The sequence below is a fragment of the Bacillus sp. CR71 genome, assembly GCF_003429245.1.
Taxonomy (GTDB): Bacteria; Bacillota; Bacilli; order Bacillales; family Bacillaceae_G; genus Bacillus_A; species Bacillus_A thuringiensis_S.
In genome coordinates, this window is sequence record NZ_CP031748.1 from 3,254,024 (window position 1) to 3,280,673 (window position 26,650).

Below are 26,650 nucleotides of genomic sequence, written 5' to 3' on the forward strand. Positions count from 1 at the left end.
TCTTTCTATGCCAAAAAGCCGAGTTCTTTCGAAATGCGATGTGCTGTTTCTTTCACCTTAGCGATAAAATATGAAATGTTACTTTCGCTGTACTCAATTGCTAATCCCGAAATACTAATGCCTGCTACAACCGTTCCATCACTTGCGAAAATGGGCGCTGCTATTGCGGCTGTATGATTTTCTAACTCAGAATAACTAATTGTGTAGCCTTCCTTTTTTGCCATTTGCAACACTTCTAGCAATTGTTCCTTATCCACAATTGTTCCATCTGCAAACTGTTTTAAATCCACTTCCTCTATGTATCTCCGTTTCTCTTCCTCAGAAAAATACGATAGTAAAATTCTCGGACATGCACCAGCATAAAGCGGTGCTCTTCTTCCAACCGCCGTATACACGCGTACTGGCTGAACACCTTCCATCTTTTCAACATAAATTGCGTCATTACCATCTTGAATTATTAAATTAACTGCCTGTCCTAAACTATCTCTAAGTTCTTTCATATAAGGAATTGCTATATTTCTTACTGATAATCGTTGTGAAACAAGTTGACCGAACCGTAAAAATACGACCCCTAAACGATATTTCCCCTTTTCGTTTTTTTGTAAAAACTCCATCTCTTCTAACGAGCCAATTAAACGATAAACAGATGTTTTCGGCATATTTGTAAGCTGAACCATCTCAGTTAAACTTAGCTCTTCATGCTCATAAAACAACTCTAAAATATCCATTGTCTTAACTGCCGTTTTATTTATACTCATTCTCTCTTCCTTTCGTTCTGAATTTCGGAACTTAAATTCCATTTTTCGAAACAAACATATAATTTAAAATTATAAAATATTCTTTCAATTCATTCAATAGATTTTAAACAAATAAAAAAGTACGGAAGAATATCTCTCCCATACTTCACTACACTTTATAACGCTCTTACTTGTTTCAACGGCCAGAAAACAGCTTGTCCTTTTCCGACAATCTCATCTTCTGAAATAAAGCCAAACATGCGACCATCCTTAGAAACTTCACGATTATCCCCTAAAACAAATACTTGGCCTTCTGGCACTTTCGTTTTCCCTGTAATTTGTTCTAACGTAAAGTCTGGAGTTAATACACGGTCAGTTGCTTTTTCTTTAAACTCTTTTAAATATGGTTCTTCCATCGCTTTTCCGTTTACATATAAAACATCATTTTTATACTCAACTGTATCACCTGGTAAACCAATTACTCGTTTTACTAAATCGTATCCTTCTTTGCCGTGGAAGACGATAATATCAAAGCGTTCTAATCCACTTATACTATAACCAATCTTATTTACGAGAACTCGTTCATTATTTTCTAAAGTGGGCATCATTGATTCACCTTGCACTAAAGAAGGTGTAAATAAAACGCCGCGAATAATAGCAATTAATACAAGGGTAAACCCTATCGTTTTAGCCCAAGAGAATAATTCTTTCTTCGTATTTTCCTTCATCGTTTCTCCTCTTTCTTAAGCACTTATTTTATTATTTCAACTAGTTCTTGTACTACATTAGGATCTATTTCAGAAAAACATGATTTTGCTTCTCTTACCGCTGTACCGACATGTGCTTGCGAAATTCCAGTTTCATCTAGCAATCGCTTTATATTTTCTTTCGTCACGCCAGCTCCAGCTACAAGCTGAATTTGACCATCACTTACTTTTTGCATTTCTGTAAGCACCGGAATATTGTCTACTATATCTCCTTGTCCACCTGAAGTTAAAACGTGAGTTACTTTATGAAACTTCTTTAAAGTTCTCATCGCTTCTACTGGATTTTCTATATCATCTATCGCACGGTGGTACGTTACATTCATTCCATCTACAACAGATAGTAAATCCGCTAATTTCTCTTCATCTACTTCATTTTGTTCGTTTAATACGCCTAATACTACACCAGCTGCTCCTAACTTCTGCGCAACTATAATATCTTCTTTCATCATTTCAATTTCTTCTTCCGTATATGTAAAAGACTTCGCATGCGGACGAATCATAACATGAATTGGTATACTCACCGCTTCTACCGCTTTTTTTATAAAAGCATAACTTGGTGTTAAACCACCTTCTGTATAAGATGAAATTAATTCAATCCGCTTCCCGCCAGCACTTTCAATTCTTTTTACATCTTCTAAACATGTTGCAATAACCTCTAGCATGAGATGACCTCTTTTCGTGCTTTTTTCTTATTATAACATTAGTAAAAATAAGAAGCCTAGCTTTCTCCTTTAAAACTTAAAAAAGAAGAATGAAAAGAAAGATTTTTTATTGGCAACGATTATTGGTAACATCCTATTATTCATGTACACTCCTACCATAATGAAAAAGCCCGTCATTTTGACGGACTTTTCTAATTTCAAGCTTTTCTTTCCTCAGTTTTCATATCAATGCCTAATTGATCTTCCAATAACTTTACACCTTTCTTTGTAAGATGGACAGCTCGGTTCTTATCCGTTTTCGTAATCCATCCTTGTTCAAAAAGCAGTTTTGCAATTGCAGACCCTAGCCAACCAGAAATATGGTAACGCCGTTCACTCCAATCAAGGCAAGGTTTTGCAAATACCCTCCTTTTTGTATCTGCCTCATCAACATTTATTCCAAAATTCAGAAACCATTGTTTACCTTGTTCTGTTACAATGTATTCTCCATCCCCTAAAATTATAAATTTCCTATCTAGTAATTTTTCAGTTATCTCTACACCGAGTTTGCCTGCAAGATGATCATAACAAGTTCGAGCATAACGAATTTGTTTTAGTTGACCTGATTGTTTTAAAGAGCGAACTTGAACTGTTGGTGCGATTGTCTCTAACTTTTCAAGCACTTCTGCAACTTCTTGATTAGCAAGTCGATAGTAACGATGTCTACCATGTTGTTCAACTGTAAGTAGATTCCCCTCTACTAATTTAGAAAGATGAGAACTAATTGTTGGATGTGACACTTTTGCCATATAAGCCAATTCGCTAGCAGGTAGTGCCTGATTATTCATTAGACAATCTAAGATGATTGCTCTTGTAGGTTCAGCAATTAGTTTAGCTATATATGAGATATTCGGATATACATTCATATTTCGATGATACCCTAACTGTTAAATTGATACAATTATTTTAAGTTTAATAGTAAAGAAGAATTTATTATGAATGCAATTGATCTTAGTATATTAAATTTGAAAGAGACGAGAAGGCGCTCAGAAAAATTATGGAATTCTCTTCCCGATAATTTTCTTAATTGGAGGCCTGATAATGAGGCTATTTCTTTTGGTGAGATGATTCGTCACGTATGGAGCTCAACTTTTTACTATCATATGATTTTAAAAAACAACGGCTCAATAAATGATATACATTTCCCGTATGATGAAGAGCCAATTACTTGTGTAAAAAAGGAAATTGAATTGGCACAATCATACTTTACTGACTTCATAGAGTATGTTCAATCCATAAACATAGCAGAGCTAGATTCAACCCTTATCGATCGAAGCGATGTTGGCTATCAAAGATATTTAGGAGACATGCTATTACGAATTGCCTATCATGATGCGGTCCATGCAGGTCAATTTTTACAATATTTACGAATGATAAACTTAGAAAGACCATTAATTTGGGATTAAATACGAAAAATGTTTATACAGCCTTCAAACTGGCATTACAACAAGAATTTTTCAACAAGAAACAATCACAAAACCATGATAATCATTTATATTAAAAACCTACATCTCACCCAAGTACTTCATACACATAAAAAGCACGGATTTGATCACTAATCAAACCCGTGCTTTCAAAACAACTATTTTATCCATAAACAATAAAATATAAGCTTTAAAAACTACGACCGAAACGCCGCATCCGCCAGCATAGACAATGTTGCATCATCCATCGGCGGATTGTGTAATCCTGCTCTGACGTTTAAATAGTAACGATGGAGCGGATTTTTTTCTGATAAACTTTTTGCTCCTACGATGCGCATTGATTTATCCACTATGGATATCGCCGCATTTGTTACGGCGTATTTCACTGCCGCTAATTCTGCTTGCAGTGACAGTTTATCTTCTGCCTCATCGTATTTTTTCGCAATTTGATATAAAAAGACGCGAGCTTGCATAAGCTCGAGTTCTAATTCTCCAACTAATCTTCTAACATTCGGTAATAAACTAATAGAATGGTTTAAACTATTTGGTTTGTATGATCCCGCAAACTGAACTGCATAATTTCTTGCTGATTGTGCAATTCCTAAATAACATGCTGGTATATGTAGCAACCAGCCAATACCCTTTTGTTTCACTTTCCCGCCTTTTACATCCGTAAAAAAGCGGTTGTCTATCTCTACATTTTGTAAGACAAGGTCGTGGCTAGCAGTCCCTCGCATTGCAACGCTATCCCACGTTTCTTCAATGGATACACCGAGCGTATTTCTTGGAATGACAAACTCACCAACTTCTTCTTGGCCTTCCATACTTGCTGAAATAATAAAATAATCAAGTACTGGCGCCATTGTTGTAAAAGTTTTTCTTCCATTTATAATCCACTTCTCGCCTTGTTGAATCGCTATTGTTTCTGGCTTACCACCACGCGTCGGACTCCCTGTTTTTGGCTCTGTTGCTGCCCTGTTAAAGAGCGCACCATTGCTTACTTCTTCGCAAAACCATTTGAACACATCATCATCCCAAGAGCGATTTTCCGCTAATTCTTTCACAATGCCAAGATGCCAGCCAATCGATAATGCAGTAGCTCCGCAGCCTTCCGCGATTTTTTCTTGAAATAAAACGAAGTCATATAAAGAAATCGCACTACCACCAAATTCCTTCGGTAACGTTAATTTCGTATATCCGATATCTTTCAAATCATTTATATTTTCATACGGAAATGATCCTAATTCACTTAGTTGATGCTCCCTTTCCATGAACTTCGGAATCAATTTATTTATTTTCTCAATAATTAAAGACTGTTCTTCTGTTTCAACAAATGAGAGTGCCATACTATAATCTCCTTTATCCCGCTATTTGCGGGCAGTAAAACTCCCACCTAAAAATTCAGGTGAAGCAAAGGAAGTTAGGTGGGAGATCAACTGCCCGTAAACGCCCGATTGGTTCAACTAATAATCAGTGGGAAACCCACCCACTGATTAAAGTTTCACTTTATGCTCGATTCATAAACCGTTCATTTTGTCATTATGATTATATGAAGCTACCTCTCTATTGTTTCACTATTCCGATAAAAATACAATGTTTTTGACTAATAAGAAAAGTTCCTATTTAAGGATAGATCCTTTTCTTATATTAGTCCCCCTTCAATGCTTTTAACGGCAAAGAGGTTACATATCCAATATACGAGAATAATTCTTTAAAGAAGAATGGTATTTCTGTATCTAACGTTTTATATGCTGATGTCGGCGTTGGTGAAGCATATGCTTCAATATTAATATGTTTTGCGATTCTCATTGCGCGTTTCATATGAAGTGGATCACTTACAATCGTGTATGTGTGTATTCCGTTCTCTATTCCAACTTGCTTCGCATTCTTTAAATTTTCTTCAGTGAAAAGGGATTTTGTTTCAATTAAAATATCTTCCTCTTTTACACCTTGTTTCATTGCATATACTCTTGCAGTACGTGCTTCCTCAAGTTCTGCCTCGAACTTTGTACCACCTGTAAAAATAATCTTTTTAATATTTCCGTTCCTATATAAAGAAATCGCATGATTAATTCTTTCTTTAAATACAGGAGATGGTTTTCCGTTCCATGAAGCTGCGCCTAGTACGATACCAGCATCCGTTTTCACGTCATCATTTGCTTTAAAACGATAACTCCAAATATCGTAAGCTGCATAACTTACATATAAAATAGCAGAACAAATCATTAGTAAAAATACTTGAAAGATTCGTCTTTTCTTACTCTTCTTATTTTCTTTCATTTGTAATTGCCTCCGTACATCATCCATACTTCTATAAAAAACATTTATATCAAATCGTTTTGTTTGAGTTTATTTAAAAGAAGGAACTTTACTTGTTATTTATATATAAAAGGGTTTTCATTTAAAATTGAGGATTATCAATTCATTTTCATTTGCGGTATTCATTACATTTTTTTAAATTCATAAGTTTATTACCATACAACTACATTGTAACGAATTTTTTCTCAGAAGGGAACGATGAAACAAAAGGAATTAAAATAAAGTAGCATTTTGTAAGAAAAAAGGTATATTTTTCATATCTCACGAACAATATACCTTTCAAAACACGAATTATACCTTTTCTTTATATAACTGTAATTTTTCTAACAATTGTTCTTTTACGCCTGGCCATTCACTCGAGATAATACTGTACACCACCGCATCTCTCACATAACCATTCGGTAATTTTCTTTCATTTCTAAGCACACCCTCTTTTACTGCGCCTAACCTTTCAATTGCTCGTTGTGCTTTTTCATTTCTTGCATCCGTCTTAATTTGTACCCTAAGCATATGCAGTTTTTCAAAAGCATACTGGAGAAGCATATACTTACACTCTGTATTTATACTGGTACGTTGCACACTCGGATGATACCACGTTTGCCCTAACTCAACTGTCTTATCTTCTACTGAAATATTATATAAACGTGTACTTCCTACAATCTTATTCGTCTGTTGATCTACGACTACCAAAGGTATTTGAGTACCTCTTCCGTAACCCTTTATCGCTTTTTGAACGTATTGTTGCATATCTTGCACACTATCCATTTTAGAGATTAAATACGCCCAAATATCCCGATTTCCTTCTACAATCGAAAACAAAGTTTCGACATCAGTATTATCCATTAACCGCAACTTTGCTCTTTCGTGAATAATTTCCATTTGTAAGCCCCCTTTGTTGTTACTATAACATACCATCAATATCGTTTTATTAATATATAAAAATATTTTTTCGTAAACGTGTAGTACATCTAAAAATAAAAAATGCGATGCCTTTATTCAAGCATCGCACTTATAATTTCGCACTACCTACGATTTTACAATAAATATTCATTTACACAAGTTAGTAAACGTCATATATTTAGAACTTACATTCTAGTTCAAAGCAACAAATAAGCAATCGGCGTAATGATAAGCAACGTTAAAATCGTTCTCTGCACATACAGAATAATAAGTTCAGATACTTTTAACGGAATATCTGTTGATAATATACAAGGAATGGAAGCGGAGAAAAACAGTATAGATGATACGGAAACAACTGCAATGACAAACTTTGTCACAAGTGGCGCACTTACAACTAATAATGACGGTAAAAACATTTCTGCAATACCAACTGATGCGGCTTTAGCAGCTAAGTCTGCTTCTGGTAATTGTAATAGCCATGTAAACGGATAGAAAATATAACTGATCCAATCAAATATTGGCGTAAACTTCGCTAAGACGATACCAATTAATCCTACTGACATAATGGATGGTAAAATTCCCATCGTCATAATAAATCCGTCTTTTAAATTCACTGCAATATTTTTCATAATGCTCGGTGCAGACTTTGATACTTCTAACGCATCTTCCCAAGCACATTCTAACATTTTCTCTTTATAAACAGGCTCTGGGAACCCTTCTTCTGTTACATATGTATCTGGTTTTCTACTGAGGGGCGGGATTCTTACGGTGATAGCAGTCACGATGAATGTTACAACAAGCGTAGTCCAAAAATAAACATTCCATAAATGCATAATATCTAATGTTTTTGCGATGATGATCATAAATGTAGCGGATACTGTAGAAAATCCTGTAGCGATAATCGCCGCTTCTTTTGTCGTATACTTTCCTTCTTTATACACGCGATTCGTAATAAGGAGAGCAAGCGAATAACTTCCAACGAAGGACGCAACTGCATCGATTGCCGATCTCCCCGGCGTATTCCATAATGGCCTCATAATCGGACGACAAAATGTACCGATAAATTCAAGCAATCCATATCCGACTAATAACGCTAAAAACGCCGAGCCAATTGGAACGAGCAAACTTACTGATATGACTAGCTTCTCATACAAAAACGGTCCAACATCTGGCGCAAAGAACCAAGCTGGTCCTACTTTTAAACAATATAATATGCCAAAAACAACGCCAACTACTTTTAAAATAGAAAAACAAATGTCTACGATAGATGCATTCCATTTCTTCGTATAAAATGGATAAATCGCACCAATCGCCATAACAAATAATGCATAATAAGGTACTACGTCAGGAACCGAAGCCCTAATCCACGATACGATATGATCAATCATAATAGACGATGCACCGTTTATCGTAACAGGAACGAAAAACATAAACACTCCAACGAGACTAGCAAGTATAAACCGGAGAATAATCCCCTTCTCTCGCCCTGCCTTAATTATATTGCTCTTTAATTCAATTTCACTCAAAATTCGACACCTCCTATTATCTAAATATTCTGTATAATTATGTTATATTCCTTCTTTCCGTTTCTACTATTTAATCATATGAAAAAACCTATTTTGAAATAGGCTTTTCTATTCCCCTTTATAATCATCCACAATCACTTGAATGATACGATAAGATTCTTCTGCCACCCTCTCATTACTATCCTTATTTGCGTCATATGTAATTAACGCCTTCCAAAGTGCCCATCCTCTCGCTCTATTCCATGTTTCTTCGTCCATACGTAACACTTCTTTAAATACGTTTCTACTATTTTCATCAAAAAATGTCCAAGCCATCGCCGCATCACATGCAGGATCTCCTACTCCTAAAATACCAAAATCAATTACAGCACAAAGCTTTCCATCTTTAACGAGTAAATTCCCTGGCGCTACATCTCCATGAACCCAAACTGGCTTACGGTCCCATGTTGAACTAAGTGCTACATTCCAAAGGTGCTTTAATAATGCCTCGTCAAAAACATCCTTATTATTTTCAATAGCAACTCTCGCCTCTTCATCATATACCGATATAAGTCCGCCCCGGTAAAAATTATGTGTTCCAGCTAAAGGTCCGTTACTCGCATCAATAGATTGCAATTCTACTAAAAAAGATCCTAAATCCGCTGCAAATTCATTTAAATCACGAACGTTTTGTTTCGTAACTGTTTCCCCCTCTATCCACTTATTAATAGACCAAGGCAATGGATACGCTTCAGACGGATTTCCTTTCGCAAGTGGGGTAGAAATCGGTAAAGAAAGCCTCTTACTTAATAGTGGTAACCACTTATTTTCTTTCTCTACTTGCGGTGCATATGCCACATCACTTGGCAATCTTACACTCATCTCATCCCCTAAGTGAAACGTCCTATTATCATGCCCACTAAACTTTACAGGTTTCACTTCTAAATGGGCCCATTCAGGAAACTGTTCCTGTATTAACTTTTCAACTAAACTTACGTTAATTGGATGCATTCACATTCTCCTTTTCTTTTGAAACTTACTAAGCCCATCCGTACTTCCAACATATTCAAAACTATTTTTCTTATAAAAATCATTCAACGTACGATTATGCGCCACGCAATCTAACTTCAAATACTCTTTGTCATGTTGTACATTCTCTTCTATCCACTGTAAAATCCATTCTCCAATTCCGTTCCCCTTATACTTCCGTTTCACCGCAAATCTATGAATATATAATGAATTAGAAACTTCCTCTTTACCAAAAATATGTTCATCCCATTCATTTTGTTTAGGAGAAACTGTAACCGTACCAACTATTTCATCTTCTTTCAGAACAACATATGTATATTTCTCTCTTATACATTCTAGTATTTCAGCCGTAGCTTCCTCTCCTAAAAGATACTGCCACTGATCCACTTCTTTATGTTGTAGCCATTGTGCTACTTCTTTTAATAGAGTTTTAATACTATCACTCTCATTTTCGGTAGCAATTCGAATTGCATATTCTTTACTTATATTTCTCTCCATATTGCCTTTCCCCTTTCAAATTGCTACCATACTGACAAACGAGTCCTTCCATCATTTTCATCTGTAATATATTCTACATACAATCCTTGATTCACTGCGTTTTCATACATCATTTCAATCTCTTCTTGGTTTTTCGCATAAATTTGTATGTAATCACCATCCGCTACTAATACGACTACTTCACACTTACTCTCCTTAAATTCTTCATATGTTTCAATTTCTCCTAGTACTTCCCCTTTTGGATATGCTTTTAAGTCTACAAATAAAAGATAATATATGTTGTCTTTTATTAGCTTTTTTAAAGCTGAACCTACCATGATCTCGTTATCTTCTGAAAATAATTCTGAACCTAATTCATTCCCTATTATTATATAAGCTTCCTCCCTTCCCATGACTTGCCAATCAAATACAGTAATATCAATTGGCTTTAATACTTTCCAAAGTAAATTATCATATCCATCTAGAATATCTACTGTAATCCCTCTTTTCATATACTTGCTCCTAACTTATTCATTTTCATTTCATACATTATATATCAAATGTAATTACTATATTTTGTCGATACATATGTACATCATAAAAAAACCGCTCCACTACTAGCGAAACGGTTTCCTTCTGCTTACATTTAAATATTTCATTCAATTGTTGCACTACGTTTTAAAATATTTTTTAATATATGCACCACATCAGTCGTTCATTCTTAATGCTCACTTCGACTTCACGAAGTAATATAAAAACCATACTGCATGATTTTGTTCATCCGCAGCTATTCTCCGCAACAACTCTTTCAGATGTGCATCCGATGTCTCATCTGAAATTTCCAAATAAAAATCTACTGTTTTTTGTTCATCTTGTATAGCGAACTCTAATCCTTGTAAATACGTATTTGGGCAGTCTTCAGTAATTTGTGGTTTTGGCTGCCTACCAGTTAAACTCGTATAAATTTGTACAAAGTTGTGAAAATGCTTTATTTCATCATTACGAATTTCAAGAATTTGTTTTTGTTCTACTTGATTTGGAGCCATATTCGCTAATTTTGCATAGCAGCTTATAGCGCTATACTCTCCGTTTATAGCTTTTTCAATATCACTAATCCACTTATCATTTTGTCTATACCAATCATAATAATTCGAATTATACATCGTATCCCTCCATACTTTCGCTTAACATTTTATGCATTTAGAAATAGTAGGAGCCTGTGTATATAACGGGACGACTTTAGATTGAAAGTAAAGTTTGAGAAAAGGGTCTATTTTGCAAAGGAATTGCTTATTCATAAAGTGAAACTATAATCAATGGGGATTTTACTACACGGCAAATAGCGGATAAAATATCACTATTTTTTTGTACGCTGTTGCTATAAATTCGCGAATGAATCAGGTTTCCAACCAGATGTGGTGTTGAGATGCGAAGCTATTATGAATCCAGTCATATAACTAGGAGGTACCACTATGCCATCTTTATTTAAACCTATGGCCTTCCAGCTGAAAACCGAAAGACTTGAGCTTAGTATGTGGGAGGAATCCGATTCCGTTTGGCTGAGCAAATTAATTGGCGAACGTGGTGTGGACATTCCAGCCGTTGATTCCGTTCGTAACCGGCTCATTGAGATGCGCAAGAAGGCAGAGGAAAATGGCATTTCCCTTCTCACTATTCGAAGGCGCAATGAAGGCGATTTCATCGGATACTGCGGCTTAATTATCGGTCGTTCCACACTTGAAGAGCCGGAGATTGCATACGAGTTGTTCCGCAGCGCCCATGGTAAAGGTTATGCAACTGAGGCGGCATCCGTTGTACTGGACGCTGCGATTGCTACTGGGCGCCATAGACTTTGGTCGACTGTAGGCGCTTGGAATATCGCTTCACTCCGGGTACTAGAAAAGATAGGATTTAAGCGTCATCACAGTACGTGGGATGATGAACGTGGTGAGATTGTTTGGAACGTACGCGATTTTTAGAGATTCCGACTTAATTCTAAGGCGACAACAGCAGATACTCATTCTTCAGCTTTTAGATTTCATCACAAAAAAGCCGTTTCACTAATTTAGTGAAACGGCTTTTTTTAAGCGTTCAATTCTGTTTTATGCCCTTTTACTACACTACGTTTGAATGTAGTTGCTAATATAGTAACCATACTTACTATACCAATCCAAACGAGTACAGTAACAGGTGTATTCCAGCTTAATCCTTTTCCGAAGAAGAAGATTTCTCTTAGGCCTTCAATCATAAATTTCATTGGTAACCATGAGTAAACCCAGTCTTGATAAAACGGAGACAACATCTCAGGTGCTAACGATAATAACGGCGCTCCGAAGAATAGTAATAAAGCGAATAAACCGATTCCTTTTAGTCCAACTAATGAAAGTACCGCAGATATCATTAAGAAGAAACTAAAAGAAGTAATAGATAAGAATAGAGCTGTATCCGTGAAGTTCGAAATATTTAACCCTACCATCCCATCTGCAATCCATGTAAGACCAAACCCAATTACAAGTGTCGCAATAGCTCCTGTTACGATTTGTTTTACTTTTAACAGAAAGTTTTCTTTTCTTGAGCTTACTGGCATTTTACTAATCGCAATAAAAATAATCGCTGCACTAGCTAAACTTGCAATCCATAACGGTTGGAACAATGATATTGGTGAGTTACCGTTCGCACTATTTTTGCCGACCTCATTCACATTTTTCACGTTCTTTACAATAGGTGTTACTAATTTCTCAGCTTGGTCTGTTGTTACAGTAGCTCCTTTTGTTTTCAACCCTTCTAATATTTGTGTACGGACATTATTGTTCATATTATCAACGATCGCCTGTAATATTTGCCCTACCATAGTTGATGCAGCCGTATTCATTCCTTGATTAATATATATTTCTATCTCAGGTGAAGATGGCTGTGGTGTTCGTAACGATGCTTGTTTTGCACTAAATTCTTTCGGAATGACTAACGCTGCATAATACTCTTTATTATTTAGCCCTTTTTGAACTGCTTCCTTATTCTTCACTTCTACCCACTTTACCGCAGGTTCTTCATCTGATTTCGATGATTTTTTCACCGTATCAACAATTGTTTGCCCCATATTCATTTTCGGTTGATTTGGAATTTCTACACCTTGATCCTCATTTACAATTGCAATTGGCAAGTTTTTCGGCTGCGGTTGAACAGTTGGAAATAACGTTAATGAAAAAATAAAAACAACAAGCAGTGCAATAACTGGTGATAAAAATAAAAGTTTATTTTTAAACATTTTCTTTTTTCCTCCTTTAATTTGATTTATAATAATCAACAACGTGTTGTTTATTTATATTTTGAATTATATGTTCGAGTTGAACCATATACAATAATCAAAAATCGGGAATGTGTCGGTTATAAGACACATTTTCTAAATGTGTTGAGTAAAATTAAGGAGGGACATGCGTTGCGCGATAGCAATTTAGATTTGCGTGTTGTTCGTACGAAAACCGCCATACGAAATGCATTGGTGGAGCTAATTGAAGAAAAAGGTTTTGACGCCATTACAGTGAAAGATATTACAACGAAAGCAAACATTAATCGCGGTACTTTCTATGCGCACTATCAAGATAAATTTGATTTAATGACAAAATGCCAAGAAGACATTATGTACGAGTTTTCTAAAATTGCCAAACAGAAATTCCCGGAAGTTATTGCTGATCTTGGAACAAATCCTTCTCCAACAATGTCATTTATACTTATCACTTCTATTCTTGAATTTCTAAATGAAAATAGTGATTTTATGAGAGCTGTGCTTAGCCCAAATGGAGATTTATCTTTCCAAACAAAACTGAAAGATTTTATGTGGAAAACATTATTTGAAGATACGAATGGTCCTCTCATTAATAAGGAAAATTTACTTGTTCCAAGCGAATACTTAACTTCTTATATGGCATCTGCACATATAGGTGTCATACAGCAATGGTTAAATAATGGACAAAAAGAAACACCTGAGGAGATTGCTCGCTTTTTATCAACTATTGCAGTTCATGGACCTTTTTATGCGGCTGGTTTAAAGAAATAAGTCAGCTATATAATAAAAGAGCATCCACTATAATAGTGGATGCTCTTTTACTTACAACACTTCAATATACCCTTCTGTTCCATGTATCCGAATTCGTTGACCGTCTTTTATTCGTTTCGTAGCATTCTCTACTCCGACGACTGCTGGTAATCCATACTCACGTGCAATTACTGCTCCGTGCGTCATAAGCCCACCGACTTCTGTTACTAACCCTTTTATAGAAACAAACAAAGGTGTCCAGCCAGGATCGGTAAATGCCGTAACTAATATATCTCCCTCTTCCAAATTCGCGTCTTCCATATTTAAAATAACGCGTGCTCTCCCCTCAATCACTCCAGAAGAAACAGGCAAACCTACTATTGCTTCAGCTGGGAGATTTTCTCGTTTATATTTACCTGTAATGATTTCTCCATCAGACGTCATAACTCGCGGCGGCGTTAGTTTTTCATATAATTTGTACTCATTTTTTTGCTTATGAATAAGCTCGTAATCTAGTTTATTTGTGCGGACGACTTCGTGAAGTTCTTCAAAAGTTAAGTAGTATATATCATCAACTTCATGAATGACCCCGCTCTGCACAAGTTGCTTAGCTTCTTTCAATAACGCCTGCTTATATATAAAATAACGATTAATCATGCCGTATTTTGGATATTCACGATAACCGATACAATTACGGATGTTGCGAATCATTCGCTTCGTTTCTTCTACTTTTTGTTTTCCATCCGGCAAGTCTTGTAATCGATCTACTAACTCTTCTTCTTTTTTCAAAGCTTCCTGTAGTCCTTCTTCAAACTTTCGCTTACTAGCGCCAGCTTCAAAGTCTCTTATATTATTTAAAATCATCGGGATAATGATTGTTGGCTTTTCACTCCAGCGCGTTTTCGTAATGTCGATTTCTCCGCTGCATCTCATTCCATATTTGCTTAGAAACGCCTCGATTGCATCCCGAACTTTTTCCCCGCCTTTAAACTGAACTAATTCATCTAAAAAGCTGTCATCTTCTACATGCTGTAAATACGCAATGACTTCTGGATACGGCCGAATCACATCTGCAACATCTAATAATGCTAAACCCATTTCTGAAGTAATATTATTTTGTACGGATTGAGAAAGTGTATCTGCTGCATTTTTTTCACCTAGCCATTGCTCCATCTTTTCATTCATCCATGTTGAAGCATTCATACCAGCCATAATAACAGCTATACTTTGCGGGTTAAATAATACTTTCTTTAATTGCTGGATGTCTTGCAAAATAAAATCAAATACATCCACACCTGATTTCGTTTGCATGTTTCGTTTTAACTCTTCGATCGATTCTTGACTATTCTGTATTAAATTCGTAACGATTGCCGTATTATTTTCGATTTCTGTTTGCGAACTTGCAGGTTGCTTACTTTTACTAGCACTCTTTCCTTTTTCATCATCCGGTAACAATTGAATAAAATCATCTCGCTCGATTATAGTCGTTAATGCATCTCTTACGAGTGGATCCGATTTTCCTAAAGTGTTTATTAAGTAATCTCTGCTAGCAGGTAAAGCTAATTGTTGCGTAGCATCAACAAATAACCTGCCTCCCGCTTTACGCATAGGGGCACTAGTCGTTAACAAGAAAAAAGATAACCCAAGTGGTTTCATCGCATCGGTCATCATTTGTTGGTGACCAACCGATATATACACATGATTTTCCCCATCATTTACTCCTGGAATTGGATATAAAGTCGTAATCGGCCTGCTTTGGACTATATAAAATGTATCATCAACTAAACACCATTCAATATCTTGCGGACAACCAAAATAAACTTCGATTTGTCTTCCGATGCGTGCTAGTTGTAAAATTTGTTGTTCAGTAAGTGTTTGAACTTTTTGCTGATTAGGAGCAATTTTCTTTGTCTCTGTTCCGCCTTCTTTTCGTCCATAGATGGCTAATTTTTTCGTTGCGATGACCTTTCCGACGATTTCATCTTCTTTTACCTTATAATTATCGGCAGAAACCAATCCAGATACTAGCGCCTCGCCAAGTCCAAAGCTGGCATCGATTGACAACACCTTCCTATTCGAAGTAATCGGATCGGCAGTAAATAAAATCCCTGAAGCCACAGGGAAAACCATTTTTTGAACGACAACACATATAGAAACTTGATTATGATCAAAAACGTTTTGCATTCGGTATATAACCGCTCGATCTGTAAATAAAGAAGCCCAGCATTTTTTAATATGCTGCAAAATGCTTTCTTTTCCAATAATATTTAAATACGTATCTTGTTGACCAGCAAACGAGGCATACGGTAAATCTTCAGCAGTAGCACTCGAACGCACTGCATACGCATGTTCATCGCCAAAGCGAGAGAGATAATGAACTACTGATTTCACTACATCAACTGGAATTTCCACTGCCATAATGACTTCTCTAATCTTCTTATTAATTTCACCAATTTGATCTCGTTCCTCAATTTTTAACATTGCTAATTGATTCAACAAAGTTTGAAACGCTTCATTTTTTTCGATGGCCTGTTCATACCCTACCGTTGTAACACAAAATCCTTCTGGCACTTGTATCCCTTGAATATTTGATAACTCCCCTAAATTCAATCCTTTTCCACCAACGAGAAAAAGCTGCGTTTTTTCTATTTCCTGAAAATCGAGAACGAAAGAACTCATTTGGCACCTCTCCTTACTATTCATGTGTTCTTGATTGTAACAGTAGTAAATGAGAAGAAACAGTCTATTTCGAACTTAATTTACATGATATAATTAAGTTAGGAAGAGATAATCTTTTTTATTTATCCCCTCGAATTCACTTCAATTATATCTCCAAACTTAAACATTCTTTGATTATGAAAAGCATCGATACAAGTAATCGTCTTATTTAATGGATTTATATCAGCTACTGTTATGTAATTTTTATATAGATAGCCATTTTTATAATATGTAAGTAAAACCTCTTCTTCACCTAAATATGAAGTTAACAGCTTATTTTCAATTCTTTCTTTTGCATCTTGAGTTAAGATTGGACGCGAGATTTTTGTTTGCTCCTGTATCATTTCTTTAATACAGGCGAACTGCTCTGGCATACTGGAAAACGGTTGCCACTTTACCATTCCTCTTCCTTTTGGCATATTAGCATTCTTCACGATTTGTGTCCTCCTAATAATGTGTTTCTATATCTTGTTGTTGCGACGCTTGTGTAGGAAATTCCACGTAAAATACTATTCTTACCAAATCGCGTTCGAATTTCGTCCATAACCTTCGTTAATCTCATTTCTTTTTCTCTTTGTATAATGTTATCGAAAAGCGAAATTTGTTCTTCTCCTTCATGAATTAAATTTGTTAAGGAAAGACTTATCGATCGAATCGGCTCTCCTGTATGCCGCTCGTATAAAAAATAGGTACAAACGTTGTAAATGTCCATCGTTAAATTTGTTGCTCTGTTTAACGTATGTGCTTTTGTTATTCCTCCTCCGTATTCCTTACTATATCCGACTGAAAAATGAATCGTTTGCGCATATTTCTTTTCTCTTCTTAATCTGTAACAAACTTCTTCTACATGCTCTAATAAAATAACGATGAACTCTTCTATTGAATAATCACGAAATAATATTTGGCTTTTCGCTATAGATGTTGTCGCTGGAACGTATTTCTCTGCTATTCTGCTAAAATCAATCCCGTTACTATGCAAGTGTAATTCCTCTCCTATTACACCAAATGATTGCTTTAAATACTTCAACGGGTACTGCGCTAAATCCCCAATCGTATGTATACCTTTTCGATTTAATTTCATTTCTGTTTTATACGATATACCCCAAAATTTACTGAGCGGTCTAATACTCCATAACTTCTCGGGTATATCGTCATACGTCCACTGCGTTATTCCATTTCTATTCTTTTTCGCTTCCACATCCATCGCTACTTTACTCAATAATAAATTCGGACCAATACCAATCGTACTTTCAATCCGTGTACGTTCATATATTTCTCGCTTGAACTTTAATGCAAACTCGTACGGATTACTCGCAAACAAATGAATACTTGCGGTCATGTCCATAAAAAACTCATCGATACTATATTGATGGAAATCTTCCGGCGCAACATACTGTAAAGCTAAACCAGTTATGTAAGTTGAACACTTCATATACGTATGCATAATCGGATTCACAATAATAATATCTGACCGCTTCGGTATTTCGTACAACCGTGCCATCTTCTTTATTCCTAACGCTTTTAATGGCGGTGTCGCTGCTAATACAATTGATCCACTCCGGTTTACATCCCCTACAACAGCTAATTTTGTATATCGTGGATCAAGTCCTTTTTTAATACATGAAACGCTTGCATAAAAGCTGCGGAGATCGACACATAAAATAATACGATTTGGTAAAAGAGAATAATCATACAAGGTTATCACTCCTAACAAAAAGAACGTTTGTTCTTATTATATACGAACCCTTGTTCTTTTTGAAGGTATTTTCATGAAAATTTTGGTTAAAATAACCGTCATATCTGCGCGCTATCAATTAAAGCGAGAAAAACTACGTATACAAAACCGCTATAATTTCCAGTTAACTCATAAGTATAAAACTAATAAAAAAAACAATTAAACCTTTATTATCAAAACATAATTTATATAAATTCCTTTGTTTCTTATATGTGTGAAAATGATAAAATACCATTTCCAAAACAAAAAAGTAAAGATTTTTAATTTACTTCAGCTTCCTTGTCTCTCATACATATATTCTTCTAATTTTGATTTTTTCTTATATATTTTTTCAGCAAAACCTCCTATATAGCGCATGTACCAAGATTCATCCGCATAACTAATTACCTCCTCCTTTTCCCTATTGTTAATAGCTTTACAATAAAAGCTGGTAAACGAAAAAAGTGCGAAGTCTTAAATTAGACTTCGCACTTTATACAAATTTACAATTAGTGATAATACCCATACAAATACAATAGTATATACATAATAATCACTCATTATATCTGTTCTCTTTTAATCCGCAAATGTATAAACAAATCCTTTTACTTAACTATCTCTCATGATTAGTTTAATTGTTTCTAGATACTTAATCCCCTCTATACTAATTTCAATCAGTAATCTATTCCGATTGAAATTACAAATAACAAAATTTATCCGCTTTTCCTTTTTGCCTACTTGCTAAATTCAGCAAGTAAAATACTTTTAAAAGGATCAGGATTACTAAAGTTAAAGCTGTTTAAATTGACGGCCACTGTATGCTTGCCTCCAAGTGTTCCACCAACAAAAGTGGAAAACCCTAGAACGCCACCTCTGTGTCCCCATACCGAGACACCGTTCGGAAGCTTAGTTTCAAAGATTCCAAGGCCATATCCGGTTCCTTCTCTTTCTGTAGGCACTGTAGTAAGCATTTGTTTTAGTTGCTGTTCCTTCAGTAATTTGCCACTGAGTAAGTAAGAGAAGAATTTGTTTAAGTCATCAGCATTAGAAATCATATCTCCATCCGAGCTACCTGGGTTAATATAAGTAACATCTTTTAGCTCACTTGCTCCGTCTAGTTGGAAATAGCCACGGGCATGCTTGGTGCCTGGAATCACGCTTGAATTGCCAGGTAGGAATGTATTTGACAAATCAAGCGGTTCAATAATCCGCTTTTCAACCTCTTCCGCATAGCTATTTCCAGTTACTTTTTCAATAAGGATCCCCAGTATTACGTATCCTGTGTTTGAATAAGACCAACCCTTCCCTGGAGCAAAGTCTGGCGGAAGAGAAACCCCCATCTTTACAAATTCTTCAGCCGTATACGATTTTTTTATATCCGTAATATCAAAGTCTTTTGAATTTATATAGTCAGCAATACCACTTGTATGATTCAATATTTGCCGGATCGTAATCTGGTTACCATCATATCCGTTTCCTTGGATGACACCAGGCAACCATTTTTCAATGGAGTCATCTAGGTTCAAACGGTTCTCTCCAGATAATTGAAGTAGAACTGTTGCAATGAACGTTTTCGTCACACTGCCAATACGAAAGCGAAAATCTGCTTTCATTGGTTTCTTAGTTCTCAGATCCGCTACCCCAGCAGTATAACTCCAAGTTTTACCACCCTTAGAAATTTGAGCGAGTATTCCCGGGTATCCAAGTTGCAGTGTATCTCGCATCGCTTTCTTAACGGCAGCACGATCACTTTGAGTATTTGTATGTAACGAACTAGATACATTTTGCGTGGGTTCTGCTTTTACAATTGAGGCTGGGGTTATGTATAACAGGGAACTTCCAGCTATTAATAGTGCTAGACTTGCACATGTAATTTTACTGTGTGTTTTCATAAAGCATTCCTCTCTTCTATTAAAATTGTATAGATAGTTGATAGCAGTGTCCTATACGAACCACACAACTATCAATTCTTCCAATGGTGAAAAGGCAACAATGCATTTGCAATCATTGTACTCATTATTTTCACAAAACACTCTTGTTACTGATTTTTTTATATGTAACTTCCCCCCTTCACGCCTCCTCATATTTTTATCCTACACAATGAAAATCTCTTTTTCCTTACCTATCCCTTACGAATTTCTTACATTCGAAATCGTTTCTATAATAATAGGATTGAAGTAGCATCTGTGCCCGAAAGCGCAAAAAAACACCGATGTCGCTTCAGTGTTTTTTCACGCTTTAAATATTGAATATCCTTTTTACTCTTAACAAGTTACATTGTTGATTTTTTCTAATATGATTATTTTTCTTGCTCTATTAACACAAATTTCATAGTGTTATATGAAATTTGTCATTTAGGCACATTATTCTAATTTTATTGATGTAGTTGAGATGGACTCACTTTTTGAATTTGAACAAGTATATCAAATGATTTCCCTAATGATATATCAACAGTTTTAGGTATAGTAGGCCCTTCGGTAGTTATCCCCGCGAAAATTGGATGTTGTTCGTTTAACCAAGTTCTTGTCACTCCGTTCGCCTTACGTAAATCAATAAAAAATTGATCTTTTTCAACTTGTCCGAAGGTGTAGTTATAACTTTTTGGATCATCTGATTTTAATGTTCCATAAGGGCCAAATTCACCGTCACTATTATAAACATTATATTGCCCTTCATAAACTGATGTTCCAATAGATACATACCGTTTCCCATAGTATTCTGCTAAATGCTGCCCAGCTACTTTAGGGTATATAAAAGGAATCATATTTGTTTTCGAAACGTGCCCATTATGTCCCCATACAATGGTTTTTCCTAAATGTTCTTCAGTCCACTTCGCATTCTCATACATTGCGATATCATGTTTCAAAAAAATATCCGATGGTTTATCAGGAGGTGACGCTAACATTGTAGTGAACTGTTCAATAATACGGGCATTTTGTTTTATCCATGCGAACTCTTTGGATTTTCCATTTAGATAACTTTTATTTTGTTCTAATAAAGCACTGATTTGTTTAGCATCTGAAATATACTTTTCTTTTTCTTCTTTCGAAAGAATCTCAAAAGTATTCATATCCTTTGTTACAGGAATAAGACCTTTTATCTTCGCTTCTATTCTAGGCACAAGATCTGAATTGTTCCTCTTTATATATTCTATTATATTATTATAAACATTCTCATTTACTGATTGAATATCCATCCCGATGACACGCACTTTAGATTTATGTTTTGGATTAGCATTATATTGCCGAATCCAATCAAGTAAATCCAACATTTCTTTCGTTTTAAATGTAGGTGATAGATGTTGGATTGGGTTTCCCTTACCAGTAAGAACATATCGATCAAGTTCCAAAGCTCTGTCCCATCCCTCTTCTAAAACTAAGTTGGTAAAGCCCTTTTCAGTTACTAAGTAATTAACAATACGGTGTTTCATCGTAAAAACTTCATGAGCCCCATGCGTAGCTTCACCTAAACCTACAATTGAAGCTGAACCTACCATATTCTTAAGTGGTTTTAAATCATTAAGAGATGCATTTGGATTAGTTGTTTTTAAAGGCTTTGCATGTGCTTCTAACCATCCTGCTATTTGATTTGTATTGTAGGGAGCTGTAACAGAAACTTCTGTTTTCGATTCTGCATAAGTACTTCCTACAAAATTAGTCAGTATTATAGCAGAAGCACTAAGTGCAATAATTATTTTCTTTTTCATAAAAACCTCCTGAAATACTAATTTATTAATTTTTGACATACTATAAGGACTACCGTTTAAACCATTACCTCTCTTATTATCATTAAGATACATTTATTCTAATTCCTAAAACTCACTTATTTCTTAATAGGTTCTTAAGAAATCCTTAATTCCCTCATACGAATATAAAACTACATGAACTTCAATCCATTGTAGTGTAGTTAATATTGGGCTAATAGGAAGTTTCAAATTTTAATTATTTTTAATCTCTTCATCATAGAGTTAATTTAGAGGTTATTTTTTGTCTACTCCATTGTTTTCGGCATTCTCCATCTAGACGGTATACACATTGGCCACAGTAAGACTTTATTTCAAGCCCATAAAAAATAGATTACCTGCACACTAAAAAGTATAGTGCACAGGTAATCTAGTTGTTTTTGAGATTAATAAAAAACTAATTTATTTTTTGAATTCTTCCATCAATAATAGACTGAATTGGTTCTTTTGATTTTTTTATATAATCTACTAATGCTTCAAAATCAGTTGGTCCTGTTTCAGCATCTTTACCGTTTTTAAAGGATACAAATCCATCTCCACCTGAAGCTAGAAATGCGTTCGCAACGACGCTGTAAGTTTTAGAAGGAATGATTTCTTCTCCATTTGTTAAGCGAATACTTGTTACTTTTTCTCCATTAGGCTTGTTCGCATCCCAAGTGTATTGGATTCCTGAAATTTGAAGCATTCTTGTTATGTCTTTTTGCCATTGTTGATTTAAAATATCACGAATGTCTTGACCTGTTAAATTTACTTTTATTAATTGATTTCCGAATGGTTGAATACCATATATCTCTCCCCATGTAATATCACCAGCATCTAAGTCATTACGAATACCACCAGGATTCATAAGTGCAATTTGAGATTGCATTGTTGTACGCTGGGCATCAGCAACTAAATTTCCAAGAGTAGATTCACCAGCCGTATTGAGTTTGCGATCTAGTGGCGCAATAGACTTACCTACAACTTCATTAACAAGAGGTGCGATTTTTGCTTGATATTTCTCCATCTTCTTCTTGATTTTTTTATCAGGCTCTATGCCTTCATGGTAAGTTGTAACAATTTCTGCTTTTTTCTCAACAATATCTTGTGTTTTACGATCAATCTTTACATCAACATCAGCAAAAGCCATACCATATGAATTTGCTTGTACGACAAGTTTATTATTAACAGTTCCATTTACATAGGTGTGGCTATGCCCACCAAAAATAACATCGACTTCTGGATCAGTCTCATTTGCTAATTGGACGATATCACCATTTGTTACGCCGTTCCCATCTGTTATACCTCCGTTATGTGCAAGAACAACGATAGATTTAACGCCTAGTTTTTTTAATTGCTTTACGGATTTGTTAATAGCTTCAACTTCATCTGTAATTTCTACATTCTTTAGCATAGTAGGCATAACAAGATTAGGAACATCCGTTGTTACGACTCCGATAAATCCAACAGGAACTCCTTGTACCTTTTTTATAGTGAATGGTGGTAAAAATAAACGACCGGTGGATTTATTATAGAAATTTGCAGCAACATATGGGAATTTTGCTCCTTTAAAATTCCCTGTTTTCTCATGGTATCCACCATAAATAAGGCGGTTCATTTCTTCAACACCTTCATCAAATTCATGATTTCCTATCGTTCCAACATCGAATTTCAAATCATTTAGAAATTCAATTGTAGGTTCGTCTTGTAATAATGCTGAAACAGGAGTACTTGCTCCAACAACATCTCCAGCATGTACCTTTAATGTATTTTGATTTTGTTTTTCACGATCACGTAAATAAGCCCCTAAGTACTCAATTCCCCCTGCATCTTTATTGTTAATTTTTTTTACAGTGTCTAGTTGCCCATGAAAATCGTTAATACCGAGCATTTGTACATCTATGTAGCGGTTTTGTTCTGTACTTGCTTGGATTGAAGGCGCAGCAAATACACTAGTAAAAGTAACTGTACTTAATGCTAAAGCAACTGGAATGATTTTTTTCAACATAAAATTTCTCTCCCCTAATTAAAATCTGACATAATACGATGTTATTTTAATATATTAAGAGAATTATTTCTACAAAAATTCTACTAATTATAAAAATTAATAATATTTTATTGTTTTCTGACAAATAACTCCTTCCTCAAAAATGTGAAGGTGTAAAACGTCAATTTTAAGTGGAGGATGAATATTTGTAAGCTTAAGCCTACACTTTTTTATTAGGATGTAAAGGGCCCCACTCAACTTAAGAAACTTCACTACCCAAAACAAGAAAATGTGCGTTTCTTTGTTTGGAGGATTATTCAAAATATTATCTTGATCGTAATATAGCAATACATCTAAAAGACCTAAAAAAACTCTAATCAATAAATTTTTGCTTTTAAGAAGAATATTCAATTCGAAACTAATGAATATTTATCAACCTAACATATCATTACCACCATTAAAAAAAGAATAGAAATTTCGTTATGAAAGATTTCTATCCTTCGAATTGATTACGGTGGTGCACTACTCCGCATTAAAAAAAGATGCTCCTGGCTTTATCCAAGAGCATCTTTTTTTAGATTTATTTTTACTTGTTTATAATTTATCAATTAACAATTATATAGTTGTAATCAGTCCTTTAAAAATAATAGGAGTGCTTCATTAAATTCTTTAGCATGCGTTGCATTTAGCCCATGTGGACCACCCTTTATTAAGGCTACTTTAGAATTAGGAATTGCTTCATGTGTTAATTTCCCACTATATTCATATGGTACAGTTGCATCAGAATCACCGTGAATAATAAGAGTAGGTATATTAAACTTCTCCAAGTCTTTTCTAAAATCTGTCTTACTAAAGGCGGTAATACAATCAAGTGTTCCTTTAGGTGATGCACTGGCTGCAATATCCCAATTATATAAACGGAATGGCTCACTAACTAAATCTGTTCGATTACCAGCCGCGAAAAATCCCTTAGTAAATTCATCAAGAAATGCAAGTCGGTCATTAATCACACCACTTTTGAATGCTTCAATTGTTGCATCATCTAATGCCCCTTCAGGATGATCCTCTGATTTGTATAAATATGGAGGAACTGCCCCAGCAAAAACAGCCTTTTCAATACGATCTGTTCCATACGTACTAATATACCGGGCTACTTCGCCTCCCCCCATAGAAAAACCAACAAGTGTGACATTTTGAAGCTCTAAATGTTCTAATAGTTGATGTAAATCAGAAGTAAAGGTATCATATTCATACCCTTCCCACGGCTGAGATGATTGTCCAAATCCTCGACGATCATATGTTATAACTCTGTATCCAGCCTCAACAAGAGCGGGAACTTGGTATTCCCAAGATCGACCACTTAACGGCCAACCATGAATGAGTACAACTGGTTTTCCTGTGCCATGATCCTCATAATATATCTCAATTGGTTCTTGATTTTCGGTTCCTACAGTAATTTTAGCCATGCTTCTACCTCCCAAAAATATTCTAATATGTATCCTTTTTTTCAATAATCCGGATGAATGTCATAACCTATTCATGCACGTTTATGTTGTGAACTCTAAGTATGAAACTCTATTGTTCCAATGCATTCATTTTCTCCTTTTGGAACAATCCCCCCTCTAATACCTTTTTCATCATAAAATAATTACTGAACATTACTCATATTCAATTGTAATAACAAAAATAGGTGACTATCAATATTGTTCTATCTATAGGATGTATAGGTAAAACCAATCTATTTTATAGTGAAAACAACTATAGTTACGACCTATACAAATTATAGATAATTTAGAATTGATTAATGAATCAGTTTTCAAATACTATAAATTTGTATAGCACTTCATGTTCTGTGAATGCTGCTATAACCAATATTATTGGTCAGCTTAGTTATAAACGAAGAAACTTATGATAGTATTCGACTATTTAAACTTTCTTCGATTACTTAATTTTTAGGAGGAATACATAATGACTGATCTCTATTCTCGTATTAACAAAGATGATGCTGTCGTGCTTTTAGTAGATCATCAAACTGGTCTTATGTCCGGACTAGTACGTGACTATGGTGTTGATGAATTCAAGAACAATGTTTTAGCTCTTGCTCATACTGCTAAGTTTTTTGATTTACCAGTTATTTTAACAACAAGTTTTGAAAACGGACCTAACGGACCTTTAATGCAAGAATTGGTTGATCTCTTTCCTCATGCACCAAAAATAGCTCGACCTGGACAAATTAACGCATGGGATAATGATGATTTTGTAAAAGCAATCGAAGAAACTGGAAAAAAGCAAATTATCATCGCCGGCGTAGTTACGGACGTTTGTGTTGCTTTCCCTGCACTTTCCGCTATAAAAGCTGGATATGAAGTATTTGCTGTTACTGATGCTTCAGGTACTTTCAATAAACAAGTTGCAGATGCTGCAAATACTCGTATGGCACATAGTGGTGTGCAACTTATGAACTGGTTTAGCGTAGCTTGCGAATTACAACGCGATTGGCGCAACGATGTCGAAGGTTTTGGCAATTTGCTTGCTAGCAATCTTCCAGGCTATCAAAATATAATTGGAAGCTATATGGGCGCACAGCGAGATCTTAGTAAACAAAATGCATAAATGTA

At 35.2% G+C, this 26,650-nt stretch carries 24 protein-coding genes; 4 read left to right on the forward strand and 20 right to left on the reverse strand.

All coding sequences use genetic code 11. From position 1 onward, the window contains the following. Positions 1-5: 5 nt before the first annotated feature. The 4 genes from DOS87_RS16365 to DOS87_RS16380 all read right to left on the reverse strand — a co-directional run bounded on the left by DOS87_RS16365 (position 6) and on the right by DOS87_RS16380 (position 3,071). Positions 6-758: an IclR family transcriptional regulator gene (locus tag DOS87_RS16365; RefSeq protein ID WP_000026365.1), complete on the reverse strand. Its 753-nt coding sequence runs from the start codon at positions 756-758 to the stop codon at positions 6-8. Between the two features lie 155 nt (positions 759-913). Beyond that, positions 914-1,465 carry a signal peptidase I gene (gene lepB, locus DOS87_RS16370; RefSeq protein ID WP_000662494.1) on the reverse strand — a complete coding sequence of 184 codons (552 nt, stop codon included), beginning with the start codon at positions 1,463-1,465 and terminating at the stop codon, positions 914-916. 23 nt (positions 1,466-1,488) lie between these two features. Then, entirely contained in the window at positions 1,489-2,166 is a 678-nt protein-coding gene (locus DOS87_RS16375; RefSeq protein ID WP_000895107.1) for a copper homeostasis protein CutC, read from the reverse strand. Between the two features lie 197 nt (positions 2,167-2,363). Beyond that, positions 2,364-3,071, reverse strand: a complete 708-nt coding sequence (locus DOS87_RS16380; protein WP_001103797.1) for an ArsR/SmtB family transcription factor — start codon at positions 3,069-3,071, stop codon at positions 2,364-2,366. A 69-nt stretch (positions 3,072-3,140) separates the two neighbouring features. Between DOS87_RS16380 and DOS87_RS16385 the strand changes: the two genes are divergently transcribed. After that, positions 3,141-3,611, forward strand: coding sequence for a DinB family protein (locus DOS87_RS16385; protein ID WP_000991277.1), 471 nt, complete (start codon positions 3,141-3,143; stop codon positions 3,609-3,611). A gap of 215 nt (positions 3,612-3,826) precedes the next feature. On the opposite strand, the gene DOS87_RS16390 is transcribed toward DOS87_RS16385, so the two are convergent. From DOS87_RS16390 to DOS87_RS16425, 8 genes are all read right to left on the reverse strand, one after another. Continuing rightward, positions 3,827-4,975: an acyl-CoA dehydrogenase family protein gene (locus DOS87_RS16390; RefSeq protein ID WP_042598222.1), complete on the reverse strand. Its 1,149-nt coding sequence runs from the start codon at positions 4,973-4,975 to the stop codon at positions 3,827-3,829. Between the two features lie 301 nt (positions 4,976-5,276). After that, positions 5,277-5,909, reverse strand: a complete 633-nt coding sequence (locus DOS87_RS16395; protein WP_000662217.1) for a YdcF family protein — start codon at positions 5,907-5,909, stop codon at positions 5,277-5,279. 330 nt (positions 5,910-6,239) lie between these two features. Next, positions 6,240-6,827 carry a GNAT family N-acetyltransferase gene (locus DOS87_RS16400; RefSeq protein WP_000402591.1) on the reverse strand — a complete coding sequence of 196 codons (588 nt, stop codon included), beginning with the start codon at positions 6,825-6,827 and terminating at the stop codon, positions 6,240-6,242. 218 nt (positions 6,828-7,045) lie between these two features. Then, positions 7,046-8,374, reverse strand: a complete 1,329-nt coding sequence (locus DOS87_RS16405; protein ID WP_001289409.1) for a YjiH family protein — start codon at positions 8,372-8,374, stop codon at positions 7,046-7,048. Positions 8,375-8,482: 108 nt separating this feature from the next. Continuing rightward, entirely contained in the window at positions 8,483-9,364 is an 882-nt protein-coding gene (locus DOS87_RS16410) for an aminoglycoside phosphotransferase family protein (RefSeq protein WP_079245713.1), read from the reverse strand. After that, the gene (locus DOS87_RS16415; protein WP_065229024.1) at positions 9,365-9,880 is read right to left on the reverse strand and encodes a GNAT family N-acetyltransferase; all 516 of its coding nucleotides are present in this window, start codon (positions 9,878-9,880) and stop codon (positions 9,365-9,367) included. A 23-nt stretch (positions 9,881-9,903) separates the two neighbouring features. Beyond that, a complete protein-coding gene (locus tag DOS87_RS16420) occupies positions 9,904-10,371 on the reverse strand; it encodes a DUF2691 family protein (protein ID WP_098577887.1) in 468 nt (155 codons plus the stop codon). 216 nt (positions 10,372-10,587) lie between these two features. Continuing rightward, entirely contained in the window at positions 10,588-11,022 is a 435-nt protein-coding gene (locus DOS87_RS16425) for a ferritin-like domain-containing protein (protein ID WP_000282837.1), read from the reverse strand. Between the two features lie 309 nt (positions 11,023-11,331). On the opposite strand from DOS87_RS16425, the gene DOS87_RS16430 reads away from it, so the two are divergent. Beyond that, the gene (locus DOS87_RS16430; protein WP_001139518.1) at positions 11,332-11,838 is read left to right on the forward strand and encodes a GNAT family N-acetyltransferase; all 507 of its coding nucleotides are present in this window, start codon (positions 11,332-11,334) and stop codon (positions 11,836-11,838) included. A 104-nt stretch (positions 11,839-11,942) separates the two neighbouring features. Here DOS87_RS16430 and DOS87_RS16435 read toward each other — a convergent pair whose 3' ends face one another. After that, positions 11,943-13,124, reverse strand: coding sequence for a YhgE/Pip domain-containing protein (locus DOS87_RS16435; RefSeq protein WP_000475847.1), 1,182 nt, complete (start codon positions 13,122-13,124; stop codon positions 11,943-11,945). A gap of 171 nt (positions 13,125-13,295) precedes the next feature. Here DOS87_RS16435 and DOS87_RS16440 point away from each other — a divergent pair, with 171 nt between their 5' ends. Next, positions 13,296-13,913: a TetR/AcrR family transcriptional regulator gene (locus tag DOS87_RS16440; protein WP_098577886.1), complete on the forward strand. Its 618-nt coding sequence runs from the start codon at positions 13,296-13,298 to the stop codon at positions 13,911-13,913. 51 nt (positions 13,914-13,964) lie between these two features. On the opposite strand, the gene ppsA is transcribed toward DOS87_RS16440, so the two are convergent. The 7 genes from ppsA to DOS87_RS16475 form a co-directional block, all read right to left on the reverse strand. Then, positions 13,965-16,571 carry a phosphoenolpyruvate synthase gene (gene ppsA, locus DOS87_RS16445; RefSeq protein ID WP_098577885.1) on the reverse strand — a complete coding sequence of 869 codons (2,607 nt, stop codon included), beginning with the start codon at positions 16,569-16,571 and terminating at the stop codon, positions 13,965-13,967. Positions 16,572-16,693: 122 nt separating this feature from the next. After that, a complete protein-coding gene (locus DOS87_RS16450; RefSeq protein ID WP_098577884.1) occupies positions 16,694-17,044 on the reverse strand; it encodes a YolD-like family protein in 351 nt (116 codons plus the stop codon). Then, a complete protein-coding gene (locus tag DOS87_RS16455) occupies positions 17,041-18,306 on the reverse strand; it encodes a Y-family DNA polymerase (RefSeq protein WP_098577883.1) in 1,266 nt (421 codons plus the stop codon). The genes DOS87_RS16450 and DOS87_RS16455 overlap by 4 nt, the downstream gene beginning before the upstream one ends. Before the next feature lie 752 nt (positions 18,307-19,058). Beyond that, positions 19,059-20,216 (reverse strand): serine hydrolase domain-containing protein, encoded by a 1,158-nt coding sequence (locus tag DOS87_RS16460; protein ID WP_098831125.1) that lies wholly within the window; start codon positions 20,214-20,216, stop codon positions 19,059-19,061. Positions 20,217-20,698: 482 nt separating this feature from the next. Then, entirely contained in the window at positions 20,699-22,030 is a 1,332-nt protein-coding gene (locus DOS87_RS16465; protein WP_098578013.1) for an erythromycin esterase family protein, read from the reverse strand. Between the two features lie 433 nt (positions 22,031-22,463). Next, positions 22,464-24,053: a bifunctional metallophosphatase/5'-nucleotidase gene (locus DOS87_RS16470; RefSeq protein ID WP_098578012.1), complete on the reverse strand. Its 1,590-nt coding sequence runs from the start codon at positions 24,051-24,053 to the stop codon at positions 22,464-22,466. Positions 24,054-24,661: 608 nt separating this feature from the next. Beyond that, positions 24,662-25,498: a bromoperoxidase gene (locus DOS87_RS16475; RefSeq protein ID WP_001074328.1), complete on the reverse strand. Its 837-nt coding sequence runs from the start codon at positions 25,496-25,498 to the stop codon at positions 24,662-24,664. A gap of 502 nt (positions 25,499-26,000) precedes the next feature. Here DOS87_RS16475 and ycaC point away from each other — a divergent pair. Further along, the gene (ycaC, locus tag DOS87_RS16480) at positions 26,001-26,645 is read left to right on the forward strand and encodes an isochorismate family cysteine hydrolase YcaC (RefSeq protein ID WP_000131212.1); all 645 of its coding nucleotides are present in this window, start codon (positions 26,001-26,003) and stop codon (positions 26,643-26,645) included. The last annotated feature ends 5 nt before the right edge of the window (positions 26,646-26,650 follow it).